28 protein-coding genes are annotated in these 25005 nt (G+C 67.3%); 7 read left to right on the forward strand and 21 right to left on the reverse strand.

The annotated features are described in order from the left end of the window. The first annotated feature begins 222 nt into the window (after window positions 1-222). Window positions 223-1446, forward strand: coding sequence for a cation:proton antiporter (locus RMO01_RS01270; RefSeq protein ID WP_309627237.1), 1224 nt, complete (start codon window positions 223-225; stop codon window positions 1444-1446). Here RMO01_RS01270 and recF read toward each other — a convergent pair. The 7 genes from recF to RMO01_RS01305 all read right to left on the reverse strand — a co-directional run bounded on the left by recF (window position 1443) and on the right by RMO01_RS01305 (window position 8768). After that, window positions 1443-2576, reverse strand: a complete 1134-nt coding sequence (gene recF / locus RMO01_RS01275; RefSeq protein WP_309627238.1) for a DNA replication/repair protein RecF — start codon at window positions 2574-2576, stop codon at window positions 1443-1445. The genes RMO01_RS01270 and recF overlap by 4 nt on opposite strands. Before the next feature lie 25 nt (window positions 2577-2601). Then, window positions 2602-3720 (reverse strand): DNA polymerase III subunit beta, encoded by a 1119-nt coding sequence (dnaN, locus tag RMO01_RS01280; protein ID WP_309627239.1) that lies wholly within the window; start codon window positions 3718-3720, stop codon window positions 2602-2604. A gap of 129 nt (window positions 3721-3849) precedes the next feature. After that, window positions 3850-4647: an enoyl-ACP reductase gene (locus RMO01_RS01285; protein WP_309627292.1), complete on the reverse strand. Its 798-nt coding sequence runs from the start codon at window positions 4645-4647 to the stop codon at window positions 3850-3852. 50 nt (window positions 4648-4697) lie between these two features. Further along, window positions 4698-5945 (reverse strand): cation:proton antiporter, encoded by a 1248-nt coding sequence (locus RMO01_RS01290; protein ID WP_309627240.1) that lies wholly within the window; start codon window positions 5943-5945, stop codon window positions 4698-4700. Between the two features lie 96 nt (window positions 5946-6041). Beyond that, window positions 6042-7271, reverse strand: coding sequence for a beta-ketoacyl-ACP synthase I (gene fabB, locus RMO01_RS01295; protein WP_309627241.1), 1230 nt, complete (start codon window positions 7269-7271; stop codon window positions 6042-6044). 60 nt (window positions 7272-7331) lie between these two features. Further along, window positions 7332-7874, reverse strand: a complete 543-nt coding sequence (gene fabA / locus RMO01_RS01300; RefSeq protein ID WP_309627242.1) for a 3-hydroxyacyl-[acyl-carrier-protein] dehydratase FabA — start codon at window positions 7872-7874, stop codon at window positions 7332-7334. A 324-nt stretch (window positions 7875-8198) separates the two neighbouring features. Beyond that, window positions 8199-8768, reverse strand: a complete 570-nt coding sequence (locus RMO01_RS01305; protein ID WP_309627243.1) for an SH3 domain-containing protein — start codon at window positions 8766-8768, stop codon at window positions 8199-8201. A gap of 63 nt (window positions 8769-8831) precedes the next feature. On the opposite strand from RMO01_RS01305, the gene RMO01_RS01310 reads away from it, so the two are divergent. Together RMO01_RS01310 and RMO01_RS01315 are read left to right on the forward strand one after the other, a co-directional pair. After that, the gene (locus RMO01_RS01310) at window positions 8832-9818 is read left to right on the forward strand and encodes a D-glycerate dehydrogenase (RefSeq protein WP_309627244.1); all 987 of its coding nucleotides are present in this window, start codon (window positions 8832-8834) and stop codon (window positions 9816-9818) included. A gap of 134 nt (window positions 9819-9952) precedes the next feature. Continuing rightward, on the forward strand, window positions 9953-10435 hold the full coding sequence (locus RMO01_RS01315; RefSeq protein WP_309627245.1) for a superoxide dismutase: 483 nt from the start codon (window positions 9953-9955) through the stop codon (window positions 10433-10435). Between the two features lie 70 nt (window positions 10436-10505). On the opposite strand, the gene RMO01_RS01320 is transcribed toward RMO01_RS01315, so the two are convergent. Beyond that, on the reverse strand, window positions 10506-10760 hold the full coding sequence (locus RMO01_RS01320) for a GlsB/YeaQ/YmgE family stress response membrane protein (protein WP_309627246.1): 255 nt from the start codon (window positions 10758-10760) through the stop codon (window positions 10506-10508). A gap of 195 nt (window positions 10761-10955) precedes the next feature. Here RMO01_RS01320 and RMO01_RS01325 point away from each other — a divergent pair, with 195 nt between their 5' ends. After that, complete coding sequence (locus tag RMO01_RS01325) at window positions 10956-11342, forward strand: helix-turn-helix transcriptional regulator (RefSeq protein ID WP_309627247.1); 387 nt, start codon at window positions 10956-10958, stop codon at window positions 11340-11342. Between the two features lie 126 nt (window positions 11343-11468). Further along, the gene (gene hisN, locus RMO01_RS01330; protein WP_309627248.1) at window positions 11469-12254 is read left to right on the forward strand and encodes a histidinol-phosphatase; all 786 of its coding nucleotides are present in this window, start codon (window positions 11469-11471) and stop codon (window positions 12252-12254) included. A 2-nt stretch (window positions 12255-12256) separates the two neighbouring features. Here hisN and RMO01_RS01335 read toward each other — a convergent pair whose 3' ends face one another. Beyond that, window positions 12257-12871 carry a DUF1134 domain-containing protein gene (locus RMO01_RS01335; protein ID WP_309627249.1) on the reverse strand — a complete coding sequence of 205 codons (615 nt, stop codon included), beginning with the start codon at window positions 12869-12871 and terminating at the stop codon, window positions 12257-12259. Between the two features lie 126 nt (window positions 12872-12997). Here RMO01_RS01335 and RMO01_RS01340 point away from each other — a divergent pair, with 126 nt between their 5' ends. Then, window positions 12998-13543 (forward strand): hypothetical protein, encoded by a 546-nt coding sequence (locus RMO01_RS01340; protein ID WP_309627250.1) that lies wholly within the window; start codon window positions 12998-13000, stop codon window positions 13541-13543. Between the two features lie 24 nt (window positions 13544-13567). On the opposite strand, the gene RMO01_RS01345 is transcribed toward RMO01_RS01340, so the two are convergent. The 11 genes from RMO01_RS01345 to RMO01_RS01395 all read right to left on the reverse strand — a co-directional run bounded on the left by RMO01_RS01345 (window position 13568) and on the right by RMO01_RS01395 (window position 22637). Beyond that, window positions 13568-14104, reverse strand: a complete 537-nt coding sequence (locus RMO01_RS01345) for a TIGR00645 family protein (RefSeq protein WP_309627251.1) — start codon at window positions 14102-14104, stop codon at window positions 13568-13570. A 55-nt stretch (window positions 14105-14159) separates the two neighbouring features. Continuing rightward, window positions 14160-16589, reverse strand: coding sequence for a phenylalanine--tRNA ligase subunit beta (gene pheT / locus RMO01_RS01350; RefSeq protein ID WP_309627252.1), 2430 nt, complete (start codon window positions 16587-16589; stop codon window positions 14160-14162). Window positions 16590-16593: 4 nt separating this feature from the next. After that, complete coding sequence (locus RMO01_RS01355; RefSeq protein ID WP_309627253.1) at window positions 16594-16983, reverse strand: hypothetical protein; 390 nt, start codon at window positions 16981-16983, stop codon at window positions 16594-16596. Further along, window positions 16983-17396 (reverse strand): hypothetical protein, encoded by a 414-nt coding sequence (locus tag RMO01_RS01360; RefSeq protein ID WP_309627254.1) that lies wholly within the window; start codon window positions 17394-17396, stop codon window positions 16983-16985. The genes RMO01_RS01355 and RMO01_RS01360 overlap by 1 nt, the downstream gene beginning before the upstream one ends. 10 nt (window positions 17397-17406) lie before the next feature. Beyond that, entirely contained in the window at window positions 17407-17790 is a 384-nt protein-coding gene (locus RMO01_RS01365) for a hypothetical protein (protein ID WP_309627255.1), read from the reverse strand. Continuing rightward, a complete protein-coding gene (locus tag RMO01_RS01370) occupies window positions 17790-18197 on the reverse strand; it encodes a hypothetical protein (RefSeq protein ID WP_309627256.1) in 408 nt (135 codons plus the stop codon). The genes RMO01_RS01365 and RMO01_RS01370 overlap by 1 nt, the downstream gene beginning before the upstream one ends. A gap of 10 nt (window positions 18198-18207) precedes the next feature. Beyond that, window positions 18208-19284 (reverse strand): phenylalanine--tRNA ligase subunit alpha, encoded by a 1077-nt coding sequence (gene pheS, locus RMO01_RS01375; protein WP_309627293.1) that lies wholly within the window; start codon window positions 19282-19284, stop codon window positions 18208-18210. A gap of 153 nt (window positions 19285-19437) precedes the next feature. Beyond that, window positions 19438-20424, reverse strand: a complete 987-nt coding sequence (locus RMO01_RS01380; protein WP_309627257.1) for a polysaccharide deacetylase family protein — start codon at window positions 20422-20424, stop codon at window positions 19438-19440. A 105-nt stretch (window positions 20425-20529) separates the two neighbouring features. Then, window positions 20530-20883 (reverse strand): 50S ribosomal protein L20, encoded by a 354-nt coding sequence (gene rplT / locus RMO01_RS01385; protein WP_309627258.1) that lies wholly within the window; start codon window positions 20881-20883, stop codon window positions 20530-20532. Window positions 20884-20994: 111 nt separating this feature from the next. After that, a complete protein-coding gene (rpmI, locus tag RMO01_RS01390) occupies window positions 20995-21192 on the reverse strand; it encodes a 50S ribosomal protein L35 (protein ID WP_131250811.1) in 198 nt (65 codons plus the stop codon). A gap of 149 nt (window positions 21193-21341) precedes the next feature. Further along, a complete protein-coding gene (locus RMO01_RS01395; RefSeq protein WP_309627259.1) occupies window positions 21342-22637 on the reverse strand; it encodes an MFS transporter in 1296 nt (431 codons plus the stop codon). A gap of 178 nt (window positions 22638-22815) precedes the next feature. Here RMO01_RS01395 and RMO01_RS01400 point away from each other — a divergent pair, with 178 nt between their 5' ends. After that, the gene (locus RMO01_RS01400; protein WP_309627260.1) at window positions 22816-24423 is read left to right on the forward strand and encodes an ATP-binding protein; all 1608 of its coding nucleotides are present in this window, start codon (window positions 22816-22818) and stop codon (window positions 24421-24423) included. A 53-nt stretch (window positions 24424-24476) separates the two neighbouring features. Here RMO01_RS01400 and infC read toward each other — a convergent pair whose 3' ends face one another. Beyond that, window positions 24477-24998: a translation initiation factor IF-3 gene (gene infC, locus RMO01_RS01405; RefSeq protein ID WP_303696632.1), complete on the reverse strand. Its 522-nt coding sequence runs from the start codon at window positions 24996-24998 to the stop codon at window positions 24477-24479. Window positions 24999-25005: the final 7 nt, after the last annotated feature.

Below are 25005 nucleotides of genomic sequence, written 5' to 3' on the forward strand. Positions count from 1 at the left end.
GAGACGCGGGCGTCGCGGACCGCGCCATGCGCCGTCCAGCCCGCAGAGAAACGTCATTCTCCGGGCGACCAATTCAGGCCGTCCGGATGCGTTGTTTATATAGGAAAACGCAGGCGAAAAGCGAGCGATCAGGGCGCTTCGCCGCCTTGTCCCGCGTCGCTTCAGCCCCAATATCTTGGGCTCACCGATCCAGAGACACCCCAGCCCTATCCCGGAGCGCCGATGCCGCATGCCGACAGCCTGATTTCCACTCTCGTCGGGGCCTTCGTCCTCGCCTTTGTGTTCGGAATGCTGGCCAATCGGCTGAAGCTGTCGCCCCTCGTCGGCTATCTGGTCGCCGGCGTCATCGTCGGTCCGCACACGGCCGGTTTCGTCGCCGACACGACCCTGGCGCCCCAGCTGGCGGAGATCGGCGTCATCCTGCTGATGTTCGGCGTAGGCCTGCATTTCTCGCCTGCGGACCTCATGAAGGTGCGCAAGGTCGCCATTCCGGGCGCACTCGTGCAGATCGCCTCGGCCACGGTTCTGGGCTGGCTGCTCGGCCGGTTCGCCATGGGCATGTCGGACACCGAGGGACTGCTGATGGGGTTCGCCCTGTCCGTCGCCTCAACCGTCGTCCTGATGCGGGCGCTGGAGGAGCGACGTCAGAACAAGGGCGAAGTCGGCCGCATCGCCGTGGGCTGGCTGATCGTGGAAGACCTGGTCATCGTCATCGCCCTGGTCATGCTGCCGATGATCATCATTGCAGACGGCGAAACTCTCCAGGCGACCGATCTGGCGCTCGACATCGGGTGGACCCTGCTCAAGGTCGTCCTGTTCGTCGTCGCCATGCTGTTCGTCGGAGGAAAGGTCCTGCCGTGGATCCTGGTGCGTATCGCCCATACGCGTTCGCGGGAGCTGTTCACCCTCGGCGTCCTGGCCATCGCGCTCGGAATCGCCTGGATCGCCTACCAGCTGTTCCATTCCTTCGCCCTCGGCGCCTTCCTGGCGGGCCTGGTGCTGAACGGCACGCCACTGGGGCACAATGCGGCGGAGCGGTCGTTGCCGTTGCGCGACGCCTTCGCCGTGTTGTTCTTCGTCTCGGTCGGGATGCTGTTCGACCCGATGATCCTCGTCGAACGCCCCCTGTCGATCCTCGGCGTTCTGGGCATCGTCATCGTCGGCAAGACCCTGGCGGCCCTCGCCATCGCCCACATGTTCGGCCTCGACCGCGCCACCGGCCTGACAGTCGGCGCCAGCCTGGCCCAGGTCGGAGAATTCTCCTTCATCCTCGCCGCGCTCGGCGTCTCGCTGGGCGCCCTGCGACAGGAGACCCACGACCTGATCCTGGCCGCCGCCCTGCTGTCGATCTCGCTCAACCCCTTCGTCTTCCTCATTATGGACAGGCTCGGGGGCAAGCCGCCCAACCCGCGCGTGGACGGCGAGGCCAACCCGGCGACGGCCTAGCCTGGCGTCAGCGCCCCGCCCTCGACCCGCACGAACGCCGCCCGCCCGACCAGCGGCTCGAACAGCTCGGCCTCCGTTCCAGTCATGAAGGCCTGAAGGCCCAGGGCCGTGATCTCATCGAACAGGGCCGCCCGCCGCCCTGCGTCCAGATGCGCCGGCGCCTCGTCCAGCAACAGGATCGGCGCGGCCTCACCTCCCGACAGTCGCCCGACCTGGGCCAGGATCAGGTTGAGGACCAGGGCCTTCTGCTCGCCCGACGACCCCTCCGCCGCCGGCCGGTTCTTCTCGCGATGCAGCGCCGTCAGGTCCGCCCGATGCGGACCGAACAGCGACCGGCCCGCCGCCCCGTCCCGGCCCCTCGCCCGCACCATCCCCTCGCGAATCGCCCCGGCTAGCGCCTCCTCGTCGGCGCCGCCCTCGGCCAGCCGCTCCGTCTCCCCGACCAGGGCCAGATCCGCCTGCGGAAAGGGACGTTCCGAGCGCGCATCGATCGCCGCCTGCAGCACAGTCAGCGCCCGCGCCCGCGCCGCCGCCGCCCGCGCCCCGGTCTCGCCCAGTCGAGCCTCCAGCGCATCGAGCCAAAGCGGATCGGCCTCGCGCCCCTCGGCTCCGTCGATCAGCAGTCGCAACCGTTCCCGCAGCGCCTTCTCGTACCCCGCCACCGCCGCCGCATGGCCAGGATCGGCCGCGAACACCAGCCGGTCGAAGAATTTGAGCCGCTCGGCCCGCGCGTCGGAGAACAGTCGATCCTGCTCGGGCGTCGCCCAGACGGGCCTGAGATGGTCGAGCAGCCGCCCCGGCTGGGCCGTCTCCCCGTCGATCCGCACCATCCGCCGCCCGGCCCCGGCGACCTGCACGCCCGTCCCGAGCCGCACCGCGTCGCCATCGGCGCCGTCCAGCGTCAGGGCCACGGCCCAGGCCCGCCCTCCGGCCTCGCCCGGCTCGCGCCGCCCCATCTCCTGCGCCGTCGCCGACCGCAGCCCCCTCCCCGGCGTGAACAGGCTCAGGGCCTCCAGCAGGTTGGTCTTCCCCGCCCCGTTCGGCCCATGCAGCACCACCGGCCCCGCCGGAATGGGCAGGGTCGCGGAGGCATAGGACCGGAAGTCGGTGAGGGTGAGGGAGGTGATCACGAGGGGCGAACCCGCCGCCCCGGGCTTAAACCCGCAGCGGCATCAGCACATATTGCACGCCCGGATCGCCCGGATCGAGGACCAGGGTCGGGCTGGCCGGGTCGGCGAACATGAAGGTCGCGTTCTCGCCCGTGATCTGGCCGGCCACATCCAGCAGGTAGCGGGCGTTGAAGCCGATCTCGAACGGGGCCTCGGAATAGCCTATCTCGACCTCTTCGACGCCCTGGCCGGCCTCCATGTTGCGGACGGTCAGGGTGACGCGGTCCAGCTCGAAGGCCAGTTTCACCGACCGGCTCTTCTCGGCCGAGATGGTGGCGACGCGGTCGACGGCCGAGGCGAAGACGGCGTTGTCGATGTCGGCCTGTTTGTCGTTCCCCTTGGGGATCACGCGCATATAGTCGGGGAAGGCCCCGTCGATGACCTTGGAGGTCAGGGAGGCCTGGCCGAACTCGAAGCGGATCTTCTGCGGCGAGACCTGGATCTCGACCGGGCCGGACCCGTCGTCGAGCAGACGACGGACCTGGTCGATGGTCTTGCGCGGCACGATCACGCCGGGACCGCCCGCCGCGCCTTCCGGCGCCGGGGTCTCGGCCAGGGCCAGACGGTGGCCGTCGGTGGCCACGGCGCGCAACAAGGGAATGCCGCCCTCCGACACCGTGTGGAGATAGAGGCCGTTCAGATAGTAGCGCGTCTCCTCGGTCGAGACGGCGAAGCGGGTCTTGTCGATCAGACGCGCGAGATCTTCCTTCATCAGGGTGAAGCGGGCGCCCGAGGTCTCGGTCGACATGACGGGGAAGTCGCCGGCGGGCAGGACCGGCAGGTTGAATTTCGACCGGCCCGCCTGGACCGTCAGACGGGGATCGTCGCCGTTGTAGATCAGGGCGACCTCGGCCCCGTCCGGCAGCTTGCGCACGATCTCGTACAGGGTGTGGGCAGGCGCTGTGATCTGGCCCTCGACCTGGACGGTCGCATCGGCCTCGTCGACCATCTCCATGTCCAGATCGGTGGCGGCGAAGCTCAGCTTGTCGCGCCCCGCTGACAACAGGACGTTGGACAGGATCGGAATGGTGTTCCGGCGCTCGACCACGCTCTGAACGTGGCCGAGGGCCTTCAGGAGCGCGGAACGTTCGATGGTCAGTTGCATGTCGTCTCGGGGCCCGGGGGCGAGGATGAATCAGCCGTCGCCTAAACTTGCTTGGTTACGGACACTAGAGGATTGGCGGCGGGGAGCAACCGTGGGGTCGGGCTTCTTCGTCCCCGGCCAAGAGGGCGTTCAGCCCTCGTCTTCCCCGGCCAGCCCCATCATGTGGAAGCCCGCGTCGACGTGGATGACTTCGCCCGTGGTGGAGAAGCCGAGGTCCGAGCACAGCCACAGGGCGGCGCCGGCGACGCCCTCCATCGAGGTGTCCTCCTTCATCGCCGACATGGCGCGACCCTGGGCGATCATGCCCCGGCCGCCGGAGATGCCGGCCAGCGACAGGGTGCGCATGGCCCCGGCCGAGATGGCGTTGACGCGGATGCCGCGCGGACCCAGGTCGCGAGCGATATAGCGGGTCGCCGCCTCCAGCGCCGCCTTTGCCACGCCCATGGTGTTGTAGTTCGGGATGGCCCGCTCGGACCCGAGATAGGTCATGGTGATCATCGACCCGCCGTTGGGCATGATCTTCGACGCCCGCTTCGCCACGTCGACGAAGCTGAAGCAGGAGATGTTCATGGCCAGCAGGAAGCTGTCGCGGCTCGTATTGTCGACGAACGAGCCCTTGAGCTCGTCCTTGTTGGCGAAGGCGACCGAGTGGACGACAAAGTCGATCGTGCCGAACTCGGCTTCCAGCTGTTCGAAGGCGGCGTCCATCGAGGCGTCGTCGGTGACGTCGGCCTGGATCAGCAGTTTCGCGCCGACGCTCTCGGCCAGCGGACGAACGCGGCGCTCAAGGCCCTCGCCCATATAGGTGAAGGCCAGTTCGGCGCCCTGCGCCGCCAGCTGGGAGGCGATGCCCCAGGCGATGGAGTTGGAGTTCGCGACCCCCATGACCAGGCCCTTCTTGCCCTTCATGAGTTCGCCCCTTGGCATGTTCCAGCCGCTCTCGCTCGCCATGGTCGTCTCTCCTTCAGGCCCGGCGGTCAGCCGAGTTGTTCGTCACGCGGAGGGTTAGCAGGGGCGGCTCTCCCCTGCAAAGACCGGCGGCCCAGTCGCTCCAGCAGGGCCATCAACGGCGTCGCCGTGATCCCGTGGATGATGATCGACACCAGTATGATGAAGCCTGTGATCGCCCAGAGACGCTCCGAATCGCCGAAGTCCCCGTGGTTGAGGCCGTAGGCGAGGTAGTAGATCGAGCCCAGGCCGCGGATACCCAGGTAGGCGAGCATGACGCGGTCACGCTTCGGCAGGGGCGACCCGATCAACGACACATAGCCCACGACCGGCCTGACGATAAACAGAACCGCCAGTCCGATCAGGGCGTCGGTCCAGGTCAGGGCGTCCAGCAGGCCGTTGGCCAGGGCGCCTCCGAACAGCACCAGCAGCAGCATCATCAGCAGCCGTTCGATCTGTTCGGCGAAATCGTGCATCTCCTCGTGGAAATCGTCCTCGCGCTCCGAGGCCCGGATCGTCAGGGCGCAGACGAAGACCGCGAGGAATCCGTAGCCGTGAACGAGTTCGGTCGCCGCATAGGCGATGAAGGTGGCGCCGATCGCCACCAGTCCGTCGGCGTGGCGCGAGATGCCCTTGTTGTGGGCCTGGAAGATCAGCCAGCCCATCGCCTTGCCGACGGCCCAGCCCATGGCCGCCCCCGCAACCAGCTTCCAGGCGACATCGACTGCGACCCATTCGGCCAGCCCCTGGCCGGTCCAGACCGCCGCGCCCGACAGCGAGGCGAGGATGGCCAGGTTCACGAAAGGGAACGCCAGGGCGTCATTGAGCCCGGCCTCGGCGGTCAGGTTGAAGCGGACTTCATTCTCCTCGCCCGATTTCGGCGGTCCGGTCTGGACGTCCGAGGCCAGCACCGGGTCCGTCGGCGCCATGGCCGCACCCAGCAGCAGCGCCATGGCCAGGCTGAACCCAAGTCCATTGACCCCCAGCCAGGCGGTGGCGGCGATGGTCAGGGGCATGGCGATGGCGAGCAAACGCCAGGTCGGCCCCCAGCCCTTCAGGCTGACCGGTCGATCCAGCTTCAGGCCCGCCCCCATCAGGGAGATGATGACGACCAGCTCCGTCAGCCGCTCGGTCAGGGTGTCCCAGGTGCGCGGGTCCGGATTGAACGACAGGACGTCCAGGCTGAAGATCGCGACGCCCAGACCGACGCAGATCATCGCCAGCGAAATCGGGAACCGGCTGAGCCCCTTTGGAGCCCAGGAAACGAGCAGAACCACCGCGCCAAGGCCCAGCAGGAAGAGGATATAGGGGTTCGGTTCCAGGGGTTCGTCTCCTGCGGTCTCAGGTAATGCCGCTGGGGCGTCCCGGTCGCATCAGACCTTCGAGAAGATCACCGTCCCGTTGGTGCCGCCGAAGCCGAAGCTGTTGGACATGACGGTCGTCAGCTCGCCGTCCCAGCGTTTGCGCAGGATCGGCATGCCCTCGAACTGGGGATCGAGAGTTTCGATGTGGGCGCTTTCCGAGGCGAAGCCGTTCTGGAGCATCAGCAGGGAATAGATCGCCTCCTGGGCCCCGGCGGCGCCCAGCGAGTGGCCCGTCAGCGACTTGGTCGAGGAGATCATCGGCATGTCGGCGCCGAAGACCGCGCGGATCGCCTCCATCTCCTTGGAGTCGCCGACCGGCGTCGAGGTGCCGTGAGGGTTGAGGTAGTCGATCTTGCGATTGCCCGCCTCGGCCATGGCGATCTTCATGCAGCGCTGGGCGCCCTCGCCCGAGGGGGCGACCATGTCGTACCCGTCGGCGTTGGCTCCGTAGCCGACGACCTCGGCATAGATCTTTGCGCCGCGCGCCACGGCCCGCTCGTACTCTTCCAGCACCACGATGCCGGCGCCGCCGGCGATGACGAAGCCGTCGCGGTCCTTGTCATAGGCGCGGGAGGCCACCGAAGGGGTCTCGTTGAAGTTGGAGGACATGGCGCCCATCGCGTCGAACATGTTCGACATCGACCAGTCGATGTCCTCGCAGCCGCCGGCGAAGACCACGTCCTGCTTGCCCCACTGGATCTGTTCGGCGCCCGCGCCGATGCAGTGGACGCTGGTCGCGCAGGCCGAGGAGATCGAATAGTTGATGCCGCGCATCTCGAACCAGGTCGACAGGACCGCAGAGGGGCCCGAAGCCATGGCCTTGGGCACGGCGAACGGGCCGATGCGCTTGGGCGCGCCCTTCTCGATCGTGGTCTGGGCCGCCTGCAGGATGACCTGGGTCGAGGGGCCGCCCTCGCCCACGATCAGGCCGATGCGATCGTCCTTGATCTCTTCGGCGGTCAGGCCGGAATCCTTCAGCGCCTCCTCGAAGGCGATATGCCCCCAGGCGGTGCCGTTGGCCAGGAACCGCGCCGCCCGCCGATCCACCAACGGGGCCCAGTCCTCGGCCGTCACGCCCAGCGACGGGGGCGCCCAGACCTGGGAGCGGAAGCCGTGTTTGATGTGATCGGGGGCCGAAACCACGCCCGACCGGGCAGTGCGCAGGGAGGCGGTGACCTCTTCCTGGCCCGTGCCGATGGAAGAGACGATGCCCAGACCCGTGACGACGACACGCCGCATACTGTTTCCCTTTAGCTTGTCCGCGTTGATCGCGGATTATCTCGAATAGCTGACCTGGACCTAGCCGCCGACCGGCCCGGACGCGGTTTGACCCGCCCCGAACAGGCCGACGCGCATGTCCGTGGCCGTATAGATAGGCACGCCGTCGGCTTCCATCACCCCGTCGGCGATCCCCATGACGAGGCGGCGGTTGATGACCCGCTTCAGATTGATCTTGTAGGTGACCTTTTTCACGTCCGGCTGGACCTGGCCGGTGAACTTGACCTCGCCCACGCCCAGCGCCCGGCCGCGCCCGGGGCCGCCGATCCAGCCCAGGTAGAAGCCGACCAGCTGCCACATGGCGTCCAGACCGAGGCAGCCCGGCATGACCGGGTCGCCGATGAAGTGGCACTGGAAGAACCAGAGGTCCGGATGGATATCCAGCTCGGCCTCAACATAGCCCTTGCCGTGCTCGCCGCCGTCGCCGTTGATCTGGGTGATCCGGTCGAACATCAGCATCGGCGGGGCCGGCAGCTGGGCGTTGCCAGGCCCGAACAACTCGCCCCGGCCCGAGGCCAGCAGGGCGGCGTGGTCGAACGACGACGGATATTTCGAGGTGGTCAAGGCGGGTGCGACTCCGTGGTGTTGCGCCGGGGTTACACGAGGGGAGCGGGCGGCTCAACCGGGGAGGCCGGCAAGCCTGGCGGTGGCGAAGCGGCCCCCGGAGCGCGGGACTCCGAAATTCGAGTCTAGATAGTCCACAGAGTCCAGGTCGAAGGCGAGGGATTTGGCGGCGATTTCAAAGACCGGAGACAGTGTCGCACGGTTTCGAAGGGGGCCTGACATAAAGCTATGTTTTCGGAGCGGGCTCTGAATTTGAACGCGAATTCGGGCGGTGTGTTGATGGGTAGGGTCTTGGAAACCCTCTCCCAGAGGGAGAGGGAAGCGTTACCGCGCCTCGCCGGCCTGACGCGAGGCGTCGCACAGGGCGCGGTTTCCGGCGCCGAAGACGGAGTCTTCCGCCACCCAGCCCTTCAGCTTGCGGGCGCGGACCTCGCACCAGCCCTCCTTGCAATCGTCGAGGGCGATCACCGAGCGGGGCGAGAAACGCGCCTTTACGGCCGCGTCTTCGGAACGGCCGGTGCGGATCGGGACTTCCTCGACCGAGGCGTTGAAGGCGCCGCGACGGGCCGAGACCACGCTGCGGTGGACCCAGGCGACGGAGCCCTCAGGGTCGCAGATCTTTCGCCATTCGCGCGTCTCGGCGATCACCTGAACCGGCAGGCCGGCGGCGCGATATTCCCACAGTATCCGGTAGTCGAGGCCAGGGCCGGTGCGGGCGCGCACTTCCGAGGACTTCAGGGTCAGCCAGCGCGGCACTTCGAGCCCCGTCGGGGTCGGCCGACCATCGGGCATGGTGGCGCCGGCTCCAGCGAAGATCGCCAGGCCCAGCATCGCTCCGACGCCGCAGATGCGACGCGAGAGGCTTTGGAAGCGGCTGCGAGACTTGCTAGACACCGGTATCGACCCGTCGCGCCTGGGCCCCGCCCGTGCGGCGCCCGTGAATAACCCAAGGTCCCTATGTCCAGCCCCAGGCTTAAGGTCGTCTTAACCAGAAGATTGCCCGACGCGGTCGAGACGCGCATGCGCGAGCTGTTCGACGCCGAACTGAACCTGAAGGATGCCCCGATGGACAGGGCGGCGCTGGAAGCGGCCGTCCAGCGCGCCGACATCCTGGTCCCCACCATCACCGACGAGATCGACGCGTCGCTGATCAACGGAGCCGGCGCGCAGCTGAAGATGATCGCCAACTTCGGCGCGGGGGTCGATCACATCGACATCGACGCCGCCGTGGCCCGCCAGATCATCGTCACAAATACGCCCGGCGTCCTGACCGAAGACACCGCCGACCTGGGCATGAGCCTGATCCTGGCGGTCAGCCGCCGGATCGTGGAGGGCGCCCAGGTCGTGGCCGCCGGCAAGTTCGAGGGCTGGACCCCGACCTGGATGTGCGGGCGCAAGCTTTGGGGCAAGCGCCTCGGCATCGTCGGCATGGGCCGGATCGGACAGGCCCTGGCCCGCCGGGCGAAGGCCTTCGGGATGCAGGTCCACTATCATAACCGCAAGGCCGTCAGTCCCCGGATCGAGGAGGAACTGGGCGCGACCTACTGGGACGACCTGGACCAGATGCTGGCGCGGATGGACGTGATCTCGCTGAACTGTCCGGCGACGAGGGAGACCCATCACCTGTTGTCGGCCCGGCGCCTGGCCCTGCTGCAGCCCCACGCGATCCTGATCAATACGGCGCGGGGCGAACTGATCGACGAGGCGGCGCTGTCGGACGCGGTAGCGCGACGGGCGCTGTCGGGGGTCGGGCTGGACGTCTATGAGAACGAGCCGGCGATCCATCCCGGCCTGATCGGCCTGCCGAACGTGGTGTTGTTGCCCCATCTGGGATCGGCGACGCTGGAGGCGCGTCAGGACATGGGCGACCGGGTGATCCTGAACGTGATGACCCTCCAGAACGGGCACCGTCCCCCGGATCGTGTCATTCCCGCGATGCTCTGAAGGCGAGAATTCAGCGTCATTCGGCCGATCGGGGCTGCGCCAAGGTCATTCCGGGGCGACTGAAACAACTCGCAATGGATGTGGTTAGGTCTCTCAGCGGGCGCTCTTGTCCCGTGTCACCAAGCGACAGAAACATGATCCGCAAGACCGTTCTTCTGGCCGGCGTCGCCGCCGCACTCCTGACCGCTGCCCCGGCCTTCGCCCAGGACGCCCCGGCTGCGGCTCCGACCGCCGAAGCCCAGGCGCAGGGTTCGATTCAGCTTCAGCCGGGCTCGAACGTGAAGGGTTCGGACGGAACCGTGCTCGGCACCCTCGAAGGCGTGCAAAGCAATGCGGCCGGCGAACAGGAACTGACGGTGCGTGGCCCTGACGGTGATTTGCGCGGCGTGCCGCTGGGCGGTCTGACCCAGCAGGGGGCCGACGTCGTGGTCGGCATCAGCTCGGCCGAGTTCAGTACGGCTCCGGTCGTGGAAGAGGCCGCGCCCGCCACGATCGACGGCATGGCGCCGATGCCGGGGGACCCGGCCGCCAATCCCTCGCCGGTCCCGGGCGAACCGGAAGCCAAGCCTGACACGGTCGAACCAGACGCCTCGACCCCGCCGGCGCCCAAAGGCTAAGGCATCACAAGCCCAACGAAAAAGGGGCGGCCCGACGGGCCGCCCCTTTCTTGTGTCCGCTAGAGACCGATCAGGCGCGACGCTTGACCAGACCCAGCAGGAACAGCAGCAGGACGGCGCCGCCGAACGCGACCAGCAGGGTCACGATATTGAAGCCGCCGACTGCAAGGCCGAGCAGGTTTCCGGCGATGAAGCCGCCGAGCAGGGCGCCGATGACGCCGACGATCAGATTGGTGACGAGGCCGTGGTTGCGACCCATGACCTTTTCCGCGAGCCAGCCGGCGACGATGCCGATGACGATCCAGCCGATAATTCCGAGACCCATAGTTCCATTCCTTCCAAAGCTGAGGTGGCCTCAATAATGCGCGCCTGCGGCAGAGGTTGCCTATCAATGAATCAAGAGTTCCGCGACCCGCGTTCGCCATCGCTCGCCCGTCACGAGAAGTCGGCATGGTCGTTGCGGCGGTTCAGGCGAGCCGTGCCGCTTTGGCACAGCCCGCTAGAACAAGGGGACTGGGCAATGGCCACCGATATCGACCTTCACCTGGGGCGCCGCCTGCGCCGTCGTCGTCGCCTGCTGGGGCTGACGCAACAACAGCTGGCCATCCAGGTCGGCATCCGCTTCCAGCAGATCCAGAAATACGAGTGCGGCGCGAACCGCATCTCGGCCGCGCGGCTGTGGCAGCTGTCCGAAGCGCTGGAAACGCCGATCAGCTATTTCTACGACGGCCTGGCTGAAGCTATGGAACGCAAGGAACAGGTGGGCGCCAACGGCGGCGAGATGTTTTCCCGCAAGGAAACCCTCGACCTGATCCAGGCCTACTACCAGCTGGGCGAGCGTCCGCGCCGTCGGCTGCTGGACCTGGCCAAGTCGCTGCATACGGAAGGCGACGTGGTCGCTTCTTAGGCAGTGACTGGTGGCTTGCGCCTGACGGCGCGTGGCTCGTGCCTGGATAGGTGGTGGCGTGGTGGGCGTTTCAGTCTAATCACCAGCCACCAGCCACCAGCCACCAGCCACCAGCCACCAGTTTCCATGACCGAGTTTGAATCTTTCGCCGTCGAACTGGCCGCCGAGGCCGCCAGGGTGACCCTGCCGTTCTTCCGGGGCGACTACGCCGAGGAGAACAAGGCCGGGCCGGGGGCCTTCGATCCGGTCACCGAGGCGGACAAGGGCGCGGAAGCCGCGATCCGCAGGCTTATCGCGGCCCGATACCCCGACCACGGGGTCATCGGCGAGGAGTATGGAGAAGACCGGCCGGACGCAGAACACGTCTGGATCCTGGACCCCATCGACGGGACGCGCGCCTTTATCGCCGGCCTGCCGTTGTGGACGACCCTGATTGCACTCTCGGTCGGTGGACGATCCACCGTCGGCGTCATCTCCCAGCCGTATCTCGGCGAACTGTTCCTGGGCGGGCCGTCGGGCGCCGTCCTGATGAGCCGGGACGAGACCCGACCGATCCGGGTGCGGGCCTGCGAGAGACTGACCGACGCGGTCATCGCCACGACCGCGCCGGAAATCTTCACCGCGCCCGAACTGGGCGCCTGGACCCAGGTGATGGCGGCGGCGCGGCTGGCTCGCTACGGCTGCGACGCCTATGCCTACGCCATGCTGGCCATGGGCCGGATCGACATGGTGGCCGAGACCGGCCTGAAGCCGTGGGACTGGTCGGCCCTGATCCCCGTCGTCGAGGCGGCCGGGGGCGAGGTCACCAACTGGCGCGGCGAGGCCGTGTCCGGCGACGGCCGCATCATCGCGGTCGGCGACCCCCGGGTCCGCGAACAGGCCCTGGTGGCGTTCCGAAGGGGCGCTCAGTAGTCCTAGAACGGCAGCAGGTTGCGCTGGCGGCTGTAGGACATGGTGCCGACATTGGCGCCGAGGCGCAGGCCCACGCCGGTGCGGACCGGGGCCAGGACGATGCCGTCGGCGCGCTGGTAGTTCACGCCCAGGCCGCCGATCAGATAGGCCGTTCCCTCGATACCGGGATAGCGGCGGTAGATCGCGTCGGGCGAATACAGGCCATAGACCAGGGTGAAGACGCGGCTGGCGTTGCCGCCGATGTCCCAGCCGATCGAGGTCCCCTGCCAGAAGACTTCCTGGGAGGCGGAGTGGTCCTTCATATGCAGGGCGCCCCGGCCGTAGCGCAGGCCGATGACGGCGGCGCCGGCGCCCTCCTCACCCGCGATATAGGCGGTGGGCGCGTCGCCCTGGTCGCGGAAGATGCGTTCGATGGCGCCGCCCATGGCCTCGGCCGCAATGCCGAGTTCGCGCGAACCGGCGGCGACCAGTTCGTCGGCCGTATAGGCCTGGGCGTTGGCGTCCGAGGCGATCGGATAGTTGGGCTCGGTCGGCTGGCGCGGGGTCGTGGCGCAGGCGCCGAGCGCGGTGGTCGCGGCGGCGGCGAAACCGGTCTGGATCAGGTGGCGGCGGTGCATGGCGGTGTCCCGAAAGAGGTGCGGCCCGTTCCCCCGAGCCTGATCGCAGGGTCGCCGGGCTTTGCGTCAGCCTTGGGGCGGCAAGGTTAACGGGAGGTTGCGGATCCGGATTGCTATAGTGGGCCGATGGAGCTGCCCCTGATCCCCGGCCGCGAATGCGGTCCCTGCGTCGAATGCTGCCGGTTCATTCCGCTGGACCTGCCCGAGCTGTCGAAGCCGACGGGCAGGCTGTGCGCCTATTGCGTCGACGGGGCGGGGTGTTCGGTCCATGCGGTGCGGCCGCAGACCTGCCGGACCTGGTTCTGCGTCTGGCGGGTGGTGGAGCTGGATGAGGCATGGCGGCCGGATCGAAGCGGGATCATCGTCCGGCCGGACGGGCTGCTGACCGGGGAGATGACCCTGTATGTCGTGCGGCGGACCGATTTCCTGAGGGCTGCGATTCTGTTCGACACGGTGGCGCAGTGGCTGTCGGAAGGGCTGAAGCTGGCGATCAGCGTGCCAGGCCCGGTCGGGATGCTGCCGGTGCGGGCGGAGGTGACGGACTATCTGTTGCCGGCGGTGGCGGCGGGGGACGATGTGATGTTCCAGCGGTTGGTCGAGGCGTGTCTGGACAGTCTCGACGCTCACGACTTCGAGCCGGACGGCATTGAGGAGCGCTACGCGGTCGTGTGATCCCCTCCCGGCAGGAGAGGGAGGCTAGTGCTTGTCGGTCCTGGCGGTCAGCCAGTCCATCAGGGCCAGCATGACACCGGACACGACGAAGGTCAGGTGGATGACGACGGCCCACAGGGCTTCGACCTGGTTGATCTCTCCGCCCTCGGAGAAATTCATGAAGAACTTCAGCAGCTGGATGCCGGATATCGCCACGATGGAGGCGATCAGCTTCATCTTCAGGCCCGAGAAATCGACCGTGCCCATCCACGGCGGGCGATCCGTCTCGCCGTCGAGGTCGAGCTTGGAGACGAAATTCTCGTAGCCCGAGAACATCACGATCAGCAGCAGATTGCCGGCCAGCGACAGGTCGACCAGCGACAGGACCGCCAGGATGACGTCGTTGGAACTCATCCCCTGGCCGCCCGCGAAGGCCTGGGGCACGTAGTAGATGAGCTCCCGCACGAAGACGACGAGCAGCATCAGAAGCGCCGCCGCCAGGCCGACGTAGAAGGGCGCCATCAGCCAGCGCGAGCGGAACAACAGGCGTTCGAACGCCGTCTCGAGCCTCGGCTTGGTCATGCGATCCCCCTCAGTCCCGTCCGTTCTGGCCGAAACAGCGCGAGCGGATCAAGGCCTAGCTTCGAAGGGTCGCGCCCAGTTTGCCGGCCGCGGCGATGACCCGGGCGGAAAGAGCCTCGATCTCGACCTCGGTCAGGGTGGCTTCACGCGGCTGGACGACGACTTCCAGGGCGACCGATTTTGAACCGTCCGGCACGCCGGCGCCGCGATAGACATCGAACACCCGGACCTCGGCGATCAGGGCCTTGTCGGCCCCCTGGACGGCGCGGACGAGGTCGCCCGCCGCCTTGTCGTCCTCGACCACGAAGGCGAAGTCGCGCGTCAGGGGCATCAGGTTGGGCAGGTCGGCGTTGCCCCGGGCCTTGGTCGCGCCGGCTTTCGAGCGGGGCTCGGGCACGGCGTCGAGCACGATCTCGAAGGCCAGGATGGGGCCGTCGGCGTCGAGCGCCTTGAGCACACGGGGATGGACGGCGCCGAACTCGGCGACGACGGTCTTGGGACCCAGTTGCAAGCGGGCTGAACGGCCCGGGTGCCACCAGTCGCGGTTCTGGCCTTGCGCCAGCTGCAGCGAGGCGGTCGGGGCGCCGATGGCGTCGAGCACGGCGAACAGATCGCCCTTGAGCGCGAACAGGGCGTCGTCGCCCGAACCGGCCCAGTGACGGGCCGCGCGGGGCGAGATCAGGCCGGCGATGACGGTGCGCTGCTCGTTCGGCTGGTCGCCCAGGTAGATGGGGCCGATCTCGAACAGGGCGACGTCGCCGTGGCCGCGCGCGGCGTTACGGGCGGCCGCCTGGATCAGGTTCGGCAGGGCCGAGGGCCGCATGCAGTCGAGATCCGCGGCGATCGGGTTGTCGACGATCAGACGTTCGTCCCCCCCGCCGAACAGGGCGGCGGTTTCCCGCTTCGTGAAGGACCAGGTGACGGCTTCGGAATAGCCCGTGGCGGCGAGCGCGCGACGCGCGGTGCGGACGCGGGACTGACGCGGGCTCAGCACGCCCTTCGACGGCGAGCCCTGATCCGGCAGGGGGGTGTCGGGCAGGTGCTGGAAGCCGTGGATGCGGGCGACTTCCTCCACCAGATCGGCCTTGCCCTCGACGTCACGACGCCAGGACGGCGGGGTGACGATCCAGGGCGTGTCGGAACCGGCGGGGGCGGCCTGCACGAGAAAGCCGAGCTGGCCCAGGATGGTCCCGATAAGGTCGTCGTCAAGCTCCATGCCCGAAAGCTGTTTCACATAGGCGGGGTCGAAGGCGAATGAGGCAGGATTGGCTGGATGCTCGCCCGCCGGCACGATCTCGGACGGCTCGCCGCCGCAGAGGTCGAGGATCAGACGGGTGGCCAGTTCGATGCCGGGCACGACAGAGGCCGGATCGACGCCGCGCGCGAACCGGTACTGGGCGTCGGACGAGAGGGTCAGGGTGCGGCCGGTCTGGGCCGTGACGATGGGATCGAACCAGGCGCTCTCGAGGAAGACGTCGGTCGTGTCGTCCGAGCAGCCGGTCGCCTCGCCACCCATGACCCCGCCGAGGCCGATGGGGCGTTCGCCGCCGGCGTCGGCGACGACGCACATGGTCGGATCGACGGTGTAGGTCTTGCCGTCGAGTGCGATCAGATGCTCGTGCTCGCCGGTGTCGGAGGCGATCTGACCCCCGCGGACCACGATCTCGGACCCGACCAGTCTGGCCATGTCATAGACGTGCAGCGGGCGGGCGCGGTCGTAGGCGATCAGGTTGGTGACATCGACCAGACGGTTGATCGAGCGCAGACCGATGGCCTGGAGCCGGGTCTGGAGCCAGGCCGGAGATGATCCGTTCTTGACGCCCCGAATGACGCGACCGGCGAAAACCGGGCACATCCCGGGCGCCTCAAGCCGCACCGAGATAGACGACGGGAAGGCGCCGCGCACCGTGGCGACGTCATAGTGTTTCAGCTTGCCGACACCGGCGGCGGCCAGGTCGCGGGCGATGCCGGCGACGCCCAGCCAGTCGGGGCGGTTGGGGGTGACCTCGAAGTCGATGACTGGCTCGGCGCCGAACAGTTTGGCCACCGGCGTCCCGACCGGAATCTCGGGCGGCAGCTCCTGGATGCCGTCGCTTTCGTCGGACAGGTTCAACTCGGAGGCCGAGCACAGCATGCCGTTGGAGACGACGCCCCGAACCGGCTTCTCGACCAGGGTGAGGCCCAGGCCGGGCACGTATGCGCCGATGGGGGCGTAGATGGTGGTCAGGCCTGCGCGCGCGTTCGGGGCGCCGCAGACGATCTCCTTCATCCCGTCGATGGTCTCGACCTGGCAGACCTGAAGCCGGTCGGCGTTCGGGTGCTGGGCCGCCGAGACGATCTTGGCCACCGTGAACGGCGCGAGCGCCGCCGCCGGATCGGCGACATGCTCGACCTCCAGCCCGGCCATGGTCATGGCCTCGGCGATCGCGTGGACGTCGGCGTCTGTTTCCAGATGGTCCTTGAGCCAGGACAGGGTGAATTTCACGGGATCAGGCTTTCGTGGGCGTCAGTATGTCGATGAAGGCATTGACGAAATCGTCGTGGCCCGCGAAGCCCACGCCCATGAAGATACAGCCATCGAAATGGCTGTCGTTCAGGGGAATGGCGCCGATGACCATGGGGCCGGCGGACCGCAGGAACAGGTTACGGACGTCGCCGGCCACATCGCCGAGATTGCAATTGTCGAACTTTGTCTCGGTGGCCGGCATGACCACGCACGGACCGTGGATGACGCAGTCGACGAAACGGCGGCCGGTCAGGGTCTGCCCTGCGGCTTCCAGCGCGTCGACCAGTTGGGCCAGCGGGATGCGTTCCTTCTCGAACACAAGACGCGTGCCGAGGTCGTGCGGAACCGGGTCGGTGTTGTCTAGGTCGTACATCAGCCGACGCTCTTGATGGCGAGAATCTCACTGAGAATCTGCTCGTTGCCGGTGAAGCCGAGGGCGTGGAACTCGCAGTTCCGGAAGGCGCAGTTGATCACCGGGATCGCGCCGATGGCCATGTTGCGCACCGGGCGCAGGACCAGGTTGCCGATGTCGCCCCTCGACTCGCCGAAGTTGACCGCGTCGAAGGTCGTGCCAGGAAGAATCAGCATGACCGCCGGACCCTCGATACGGCAGCCGGTGAAGGTGACGCCGTCGATCATCGACCGGCCGGTCCGCAGGTGGTGGCCGAACAGGTCGTACAGCGCCAGATCTTCATCGACGAAGGCGCGCTTGGAGATGTCGTCGGTGAGGTTGAATTGACGACCGAGCCCGGTCATCGGCAATTGAGTGGAATCAATGAAGGTCATCGCAGGCCTCTCAGGCGCCGACGGCCAGAAGGTCGTTCAGGACGTCCTCCGGTCCGGTGAAACCGACGTTATAGAACTCGCAGCCCTCAAACAGCGTGTCGCGGAAGGGCACGGTGCCCAGTGCGCGGGCGCCCACGGGACGCAGGATCAGATTGCGCATGTCGCCATCCGGATCGCCGAAGCTGCAGTCATCGAAACGCACGCCATACGAAACCAGCATGATCGCCGGCCCCTGGATCCGGCAGCCCCGGAAGGTGCGGCCGTCGATCATGCCGAGCGCGGGGCCGTGGTTGGCCACATGCAGATCGAACAGATTGAGATCGACGTCCTGGATCACCCGCGACGTCAGGTCGGTGGCGACGCGAACCTCGCGCATGATGGGCAGTCGCGACATCAGGTCGGCGTCCCGGTGACTTCGGCGCGGGCGGAGGTCAGGTCGGCGGCCATCTGGTCAATACTCTCGGCGTGGCCCGTGAAGGCGACCTGGACGAAACGACAACGGATGAATTTGGTGTCCGCGAAGGCGACCGTACCGATCAGGACCGGCCCCTGGGGCTTGTAGAACAGGGAGGCCGGATCGGTGGCCAGACCCATGTTGCAGCCATGGAAGGACACGCCGTCCATCAGCGCGACCAGGGCCGGGCCCTCGATCACGCATTCGGTGAAGGTGCGGCCACGGATCAGCGGTTCGCCCGCGTTCAGGTGATAGACCGCCAGCAAGGGCAGCCAGACCGCTTCGTTGGAGAATTGGGTGCGGGCGATCAGTTTACGGCCGTGCTCTTCGGACAGGACGTCGGTCATTTCAGGCTCCTCAGCTCAAGCCGGAGGCGGGGTTGGGGGCGGCGAAGGCGGAGAAGCCGTAGTGGGCCAGCCAGCGGATGTCGGCCTCGAACATCGGACGCAGGTCCGGCACGCCGTATTTCAGCATCGCCATACGGTCGACGCCCATGCCGAAGGCGAAGCCCTGCCATTCGTCAGGATCGATGCCGCAGGACCGCAGGACATTGGGGTGGACCATGCCGCAGCCGAGGATCTCCAGCCAGTCGTCGCCTTCGTTGAGCACCAGCTTGCCGCCCGAGCGGTCGCAGCGAATGTCCATCTCGGCCGAGGGTTCGGTGAAGGGGAAGTGGTGCGGGCGGAAGCGGGCGTCGACGCCGTCGAGTTCGAAGAAGCGCGCCACGAAGGTCTCCAGGGTCGTCTTCAGGTGACCCATGTGGATGTCCTTGCCGATCACCAGACCCTCGACCTGGTGGAACATCGGGGTGTGGGTCGCGTCCGAATCCTTCCGGAAGGTGCGGCCCGGCGCGATGATGCGGATCGGCGGCTGTTGCGACAGCATGGTCCGGATCTGCACCGGCGAGGTATGGGTGCGCAGGACCTTGCGCTCGCCCGTCTCCGGGTCGGGCTTCAGGAAGAAGGTGTCGTGCATCTCCCGCGCCGGGTGTTTGGGCGGGAAGTTCAGGGCGGTGAAGTTATGGAAGTCGTCCTCGATGTCCGGACCCTCGGCGACGGTGAAACCCATCTCGGCGAACAGGGCGATCATCTCGTCCATGACCTGCATGGTCGGGTGAACCCCGCCCTTGCGACGCGGCCGGGCCGGCAGGGTCAGGTCGATGCGCTCGGACAACAGGCGGGCATCGAGTTCGGCGGCTTCCAGTTCCGACTTCTTGCCGGCGATGGCGGCGGTGACGCGGTCGCGCAGGCCGTTGATCATCGGCCCCTGTTCGCGGCGCTCGTCGGGGCTCATGGCGCCCATGCCCTTGAGCAGGCCCGAGATCGTTCCGGTCTTGCCGAGGGCCGCGACGCGCACGGCCTCGACCTCGGCCACGGTCGTGGCGGAGCCGATGGCGTTGATCAGTTCGAGTTCGAGGGAAGCAAGGTCGGTCATGGTGCGGAGCATCTAGCCTTTGAAGCGCGCGGCAAAAAGCCCCGACAGGGTTTTCATCGCTGCAGGGGCGCCCACCTGATCGCCTTTCCCGCCGACCGGAGACCTGGCGGGCCGGCTTCACCTCGAGATCAAGGCGATCGCCCGCATCCCGGGCTAGGGGCCGGCGATTCCCTCCACGATGGCCGCCGCCAGGTCCTCGGTGGTGCCTGCGTTGGCCGCGACGATCCAGGCCGGCGGCTCGGGCTCCCAGCGGATCGGGCGTCCGTCGGTCTGGGTCCACCGATGCAGCCAGGAGATGCCGTTCCGCCGCACATAGGTGTCGGCGTGGCTGTAGATGGGATCGGCCAGGGCCTGGTCCAGGGTGACGAAGCTGTAGCCGCGCGCCCCGTAGAGGGCGTCGATCGCCGGATACCAGTCGCGATTCAGGCTGTTGGCGTGCAGCAGCAGGACCTGGGCCGGTTCTCGGCCACCCGTGATCTCGGCGCTGTAGGGTTCGAAATGGTCGAGCACCGTGGTCATGTAGGCGACATAGGCCTGGCCCACCCGCCGCTTCAGCGCCTCGTCGCCAAGACGTTCGGCCTTCCGGTAGACGTCGCCGAACATCCAGTCGACGTTGTCGATCGTCACAGGCGCCACGACGTAGCCGCGCTCTGCCAGACCCGCGACAATGGCGTCGTGCTTCTCTTGGGTTTCGCCGGTGAACAGATACGGATGGCGGAAGTATCGCAGGCGGCGATCGCGCGCTTCCAGAGCCGCCCGGATGGCAGGGGCGCCCGCATCGACGTCGGCCAGCCAGGCCTCAACCGTATTCGAATGGATGTTGATGTGGTTGGCCGTGTGGTTGCCGAGGTCGATTCCCGCATCCAGCCACGCGTTCAGGATGTCCGGCAGCAGGGCCGCTGACCGGGCCTCGCAGACCTTGCCCGCATTGACGAAGGCCGTGGCGCGGCTGTCGAGCGGTTCCAGCATGGCGAGAAAGTCGCGGGTCAGGGCCATGGCCTGCACCGGATCACAGAGAGCTTCCGCAGACGCCTGATATGGCAGGTCGTCGAACGTGACGGCGACGGTGCGGGTCTGGGCCGCGACCGGCCCGGCCATCAGGACGGCGCAGAGGCCGAGGATCAGGCGTCTCAGGATCATGGGCGCGCTCCGGTTGCCCGACAATCCGTAGCGCGCGCCGGCGCAAACGAAAACGCCCGCCCCGGGATCCGGGACGGGCGTTTCGATATCATCAGGCGGGGAGCCTTACTTCAGGGCTTCGCGCACCTTGGCGGCGATGTCCGAGAAGCCGACGCCGTCCATGGCGATCGCGGCCAGGACCTTGCGGTCCAGCTCGATGCCGGCCTTGGACAGGCCGTGGATGAACTGCGAGTAGGTGAAGCCTTCCTGGCGGGCGGCGGCGTTGATGCGCTGGATCCACAGGGCGCGGAAGTTGCGCTTGTTGGTGCGACGGTCGCGGTAGGCGTACTGCCCGGCGCGATCAACGGCGGCCTTGGCCGTGCGGATGGTGTTCTTGCGGCGACCCGAGAAGCCCTTGGCCTGTTCGAGAACCTTCTTGTGACGGGCGTGCGATACGACGCCCCTTTTTACGCGAGCCATGATGTGTCTTCCTTCGGAAGGGCCCTAATGCTCGCGACGCGGTCGCTTGCTGCTTGAGGGCCCGAATTCAAATTCAATGCGGTGAGATCGGGTCTGATGTGCCGCCTACGCTTACGCGTAAGGCATGTAGGACTTGATCTTCTTGGCGTCGGCGTCGGCCATGACCTTGGTGCCGCGGTTCTGGCGGATGTATTTGGAGTTGTGGCTGATCAAGCGGTGACGCTTGCCCGCAACCCCGGACTTCACCTTGCCCGTCGCAGTGAAAGAGAAGCGCTTCTTCGCGCCCGACTTCGTCTTAAGTTTCGGCATTTTCACTCTCTTGTCTTAGAGGGCGGCCCATGGACCGAGATCCGGCGGGTCGCCTGATTAAGAACCGCCCAGGCATGCCTGTTAGCCCGGCGGTTCGTTACGCGAAGGCGCGGCTAGTAGGGGAACCGGCGCTCAAACGCAAGCGGAGTCTACTCGGCGGGGACCGCAGCGGCAGCCTGCCCGCGCTTCAGCGCCCGCCCCGCATTGATGGCGATGATCGCCGCCGGGACGGTCAGGGCTGCCCCGACAAGGAAGGGCCAGTCGTGACCGAGGCCCGAGAACAGGGCGCCGGCGAACAACGGGCCGAAGATGCGGGCGATCGAACCGGTGGCCATGTTGAGGCCCAGCATGGTGCCCTGACGGTCCGGATGGGTGGCGCGACTGATCATGGCCGAGATGTTGGGCATGGCCATCGACATGCCGCAGGCCCCCAGCGCCATGATGATCGGGATGCTCCAGCCCTGCACGATCGGCAGGGTGAAGGCGCCGAGATCGAGGCGGAAGGCCGGGAACCAGGCGACGGGAGCCAGGACCTGCAGCACCAGGGAGCCGCCGAACAGCAGCATCCCCGTGGCCAAGACCCGCGTCTCGCCGAACCGTCTGGCCAGCTTGCCGGTGAAGACGCCCTGGTTCAGGGCCGAAACGATGCCGACGATCATGAAGCTGAGCCCCACCTCGCGGGCGCCCCAGGCGTAGCGATCCTCGGCCCACAGACCGAACACGCTCTCCATGGCCGAAAAGCCGGCCATGTAGATCAGGGTCACCAGCAGCACGCGCGACACCACCGGGTCGGCGCGCGCATCGCGCAGGCCGGCCACGAAGCCGGGGCGGGGCATGGCGGGATCGGCCTTGGCGCGGCTTTCCTTCAGGAATACGATCACGCCGACGGCGGCCAGGGCCGCGAGGGCCGAGGCCACGAAGATCGGCAGCTGATAGCCGATCTGCCCCAGCTGCGGCTGGGTCAGGATGCCCCCCAGGCCCGGACCGACGATGAAGCCCAGGCCGAAGGCCGCGCCGATCATGCCCATCCGTCCGGCCCGCTCGGCCGGAGGCGTGACGTCGGCGACATAACCCTGGACCGTCGAGATATTGCCGGCGCCCAGGCCCGTGAACAACCGCACCGCCACCGCCAGCCAGATGTTCGGCACGAAGGCCAAGGCCAGATAGCCGATGGCGTTGGACACAAGGGTGATCAGGAGGACGGGCTTCCTGCCGATCCGGTCCGACAGCCGGCCCCAGAAGGGTTCGGCGAAGAACTGGCCCAGGGAATAGGCCGCGAACATCACGGTGATCTGCCAGGGCTCTGCGTCCAGACTCTGGGCGAAGAACGGCAACAGCGGCACCACCAGACCGAAGCCGACCAGGTTGATGAAGACGATCAGGAACAGCATGGCCAACGCCGGGGCCTTGGCTTTGGGCGCGGGAGTGGCGGACGTCTGGGTCATGCGGCCTTCTATCCGAGCCATCGCCGGACGGCGAGGGACCTGACATCAACGCCGACAATGCGGGATCAAAACTCTCCGTGCACGGATATACTTCGTTGAAACTGCTGCAAAAATTTCAAGAACGGCAAAGCTCGCATTAAGGCAGGGGCCCTATCCAGCGGATCCGTAAGGAGTACGCATGGCCCGTATCGGCGATTTCGTGGACGCAGTGGAGCCGGTCTCGCCAGAGACGCCGGGCTCGGTGGTGTTCGACCGGTTCCAGAACGAGCCCAACACCCTGGCAATCGCGGTCGTCGATCCGGAAGGGCGGCCGCTGGGTCTGATCGAGCGCAACGCCTTCACCCTCAAGATGGCCGCCGAGTTCGGGCGCGCCCTGTACGCTCGCCGACCGGTGTCCGGCCTGATGGACGCCAACCCGCCCTACGCCGAGGCGAGCGCCAGCGCCGAGACCTTTTTCGACACCGTCGACGCGGCCGAGCTGAACATGCTGCTGCGCGGCTTCATCGTGGTCGAGAACGGCCTCTATGTCGGCGTCGGCGCGGGCGTGCAGATCCTGCAGGCGGGCGCGGCCCTGTATCGCAGCAAGGCCGAGGAGATGGGTCTGCTGGCGCGGAACCTCGCCGTCGCCGAGGCGGAGGCCCAGGCCTCCAGCCGCGCCAAGTCCGAGTTCCTCGCGGTCATGAGCCACGAGATCCGCACCCCGCTGAACGGGGTGCTGGGGGTGGCCGGCCTGCTGCAGCGCAAGCTCGAGCAGCCGGAACTGCGGCAGTACGTCGAGACCATTCTGGATTCCGGCCAGACGCTGCTGAGGCTGCTGACCGACGCACTGGACATGTCGCGGGCCTCGGCCGGAATTCTGAGCATTGATCCAGCGCCCCTGCGCATCGACGGCGTGGGCGCCGATCTGGAAGCCCTGTGGCGGCCGCGCGCGGAAGAAAAGGGGCTGATCCTGACCGTCGTCTGCGACACCGACGGCGCCGACTGGGTCATGGCCGACGCCATGCGTATCAAACAACTGCTCAACAACCTGATCGGCAATGCGCTGAAGTTCACCCAGGTTGGAGAGGTCGTGGTGTCCCTGGCCTCGCGTCGCGTCAATGGCGCGATCCGGCTGGACGCGATCGTCGACGACAGCGGTCCGGGCGTACCGGACGACGCGGCCGTCACCATCTTCGAACCCTTCAACACGGGTCAGGCGGGGCGCGAGGGCGCCGGCGCCGGGCTGGGGCTGGCGATTTGCCGTCAGATCGTCGAACGGATGGGCGGGACGATCGGCCTGGCCCGTTCGCCCCGGGGCGGGGCGCGGTTCCGGTTTGCGCTCGACCTCGCCGACTGCGGCCCCGAGATGCGTGGTGCGGCCGGGACCGTGGCCGGGCCGACGCCGCACGAGACGCTGCATGTGCTGGTCGCCGACGACAACGCCACCAACCGGTTCGTCGCCACTCGTCTGCTGGAAATGTTCGGCTGCACCCACGAGACGGCCGAGAACGGGGCCGAGGCGCTGGAAGCGGCTTCGATACGGCCGTTCGACCTGATCCTGATGGACATCAAGATGCCGGTGATGGACGGGGTCGCCGCGACCCGGGCCATCCGTCGCCTGCCAGGGGCGGCCGGCCGAACCCCGATCCTGGCCCTGACCGCCAACGCCGACGAGCGCGACGAAGCTGACTATGTCGCGGCCGGTATGAACGGCGTGGCCCAGAAGCCGATCCAGCCCGACGCCCTGCTGAACGCCATCCGCCTGGCCCTGGGGTCACAGCCGGTGGACGAGGCGGAAGCGGCCTGAACGCAAAACGCCCCGGCGATGCCGGGGCGTTGAGGGCCTGCGAAAACCGGAGCCTACTTCGGGGCCAGGATCATGATCATCTGGCGGCCTTCCATACGCGGTGCGTATTCGACCTTGGCGATCTCGTCGAAATCGGCCTGGACCTTGTTGAGCAGTTTCATGCCCAGTTCGGGGTGCGCCATCTCGCGACCGCGGAAACGCAGCGTCACCTTGACCTTGTCGCCTTCGTCGAAGAAGCGCGTCATGGCCTTGGTCTTCACTTCGTAGTCGTGGACGTCGATGTTGGGGCGGAGCTTGATCTCTTTCAGCTCGACGACCTTCTGGCGCTTGCGGGCCTCGGCCTTCTTCTTCTGCTCCTGGAAGCGGAATTTGCCGTAGTCGAGAATCTTGGCGACGGGCGGCTCCGACGTCGAGACGATCTGAACCAGATCCATGCCCGCCTCTTCGGCGGCCTCCAGCGCGGCGGAGGTCGGCATGACCCCCTGTTTCTCGCCGTTCTGGTCAATGAGCAGAACGCGCGGAGCGCGGATATCGTGGTTCATGGGGGGGCCGTCCTTGGTGGGCGGCTGGTTCATCGGACGG

The organism is Brevundimonas sp. (assembly GCF_031412435.1).
In the GTDB taxonomy this organism is placed as follows: domain Bacteria; phylum Pseudomonadota; class Alphaproteobacteria; order Caulobacterales; family Caulobacteraceae; genus Brevundimonas.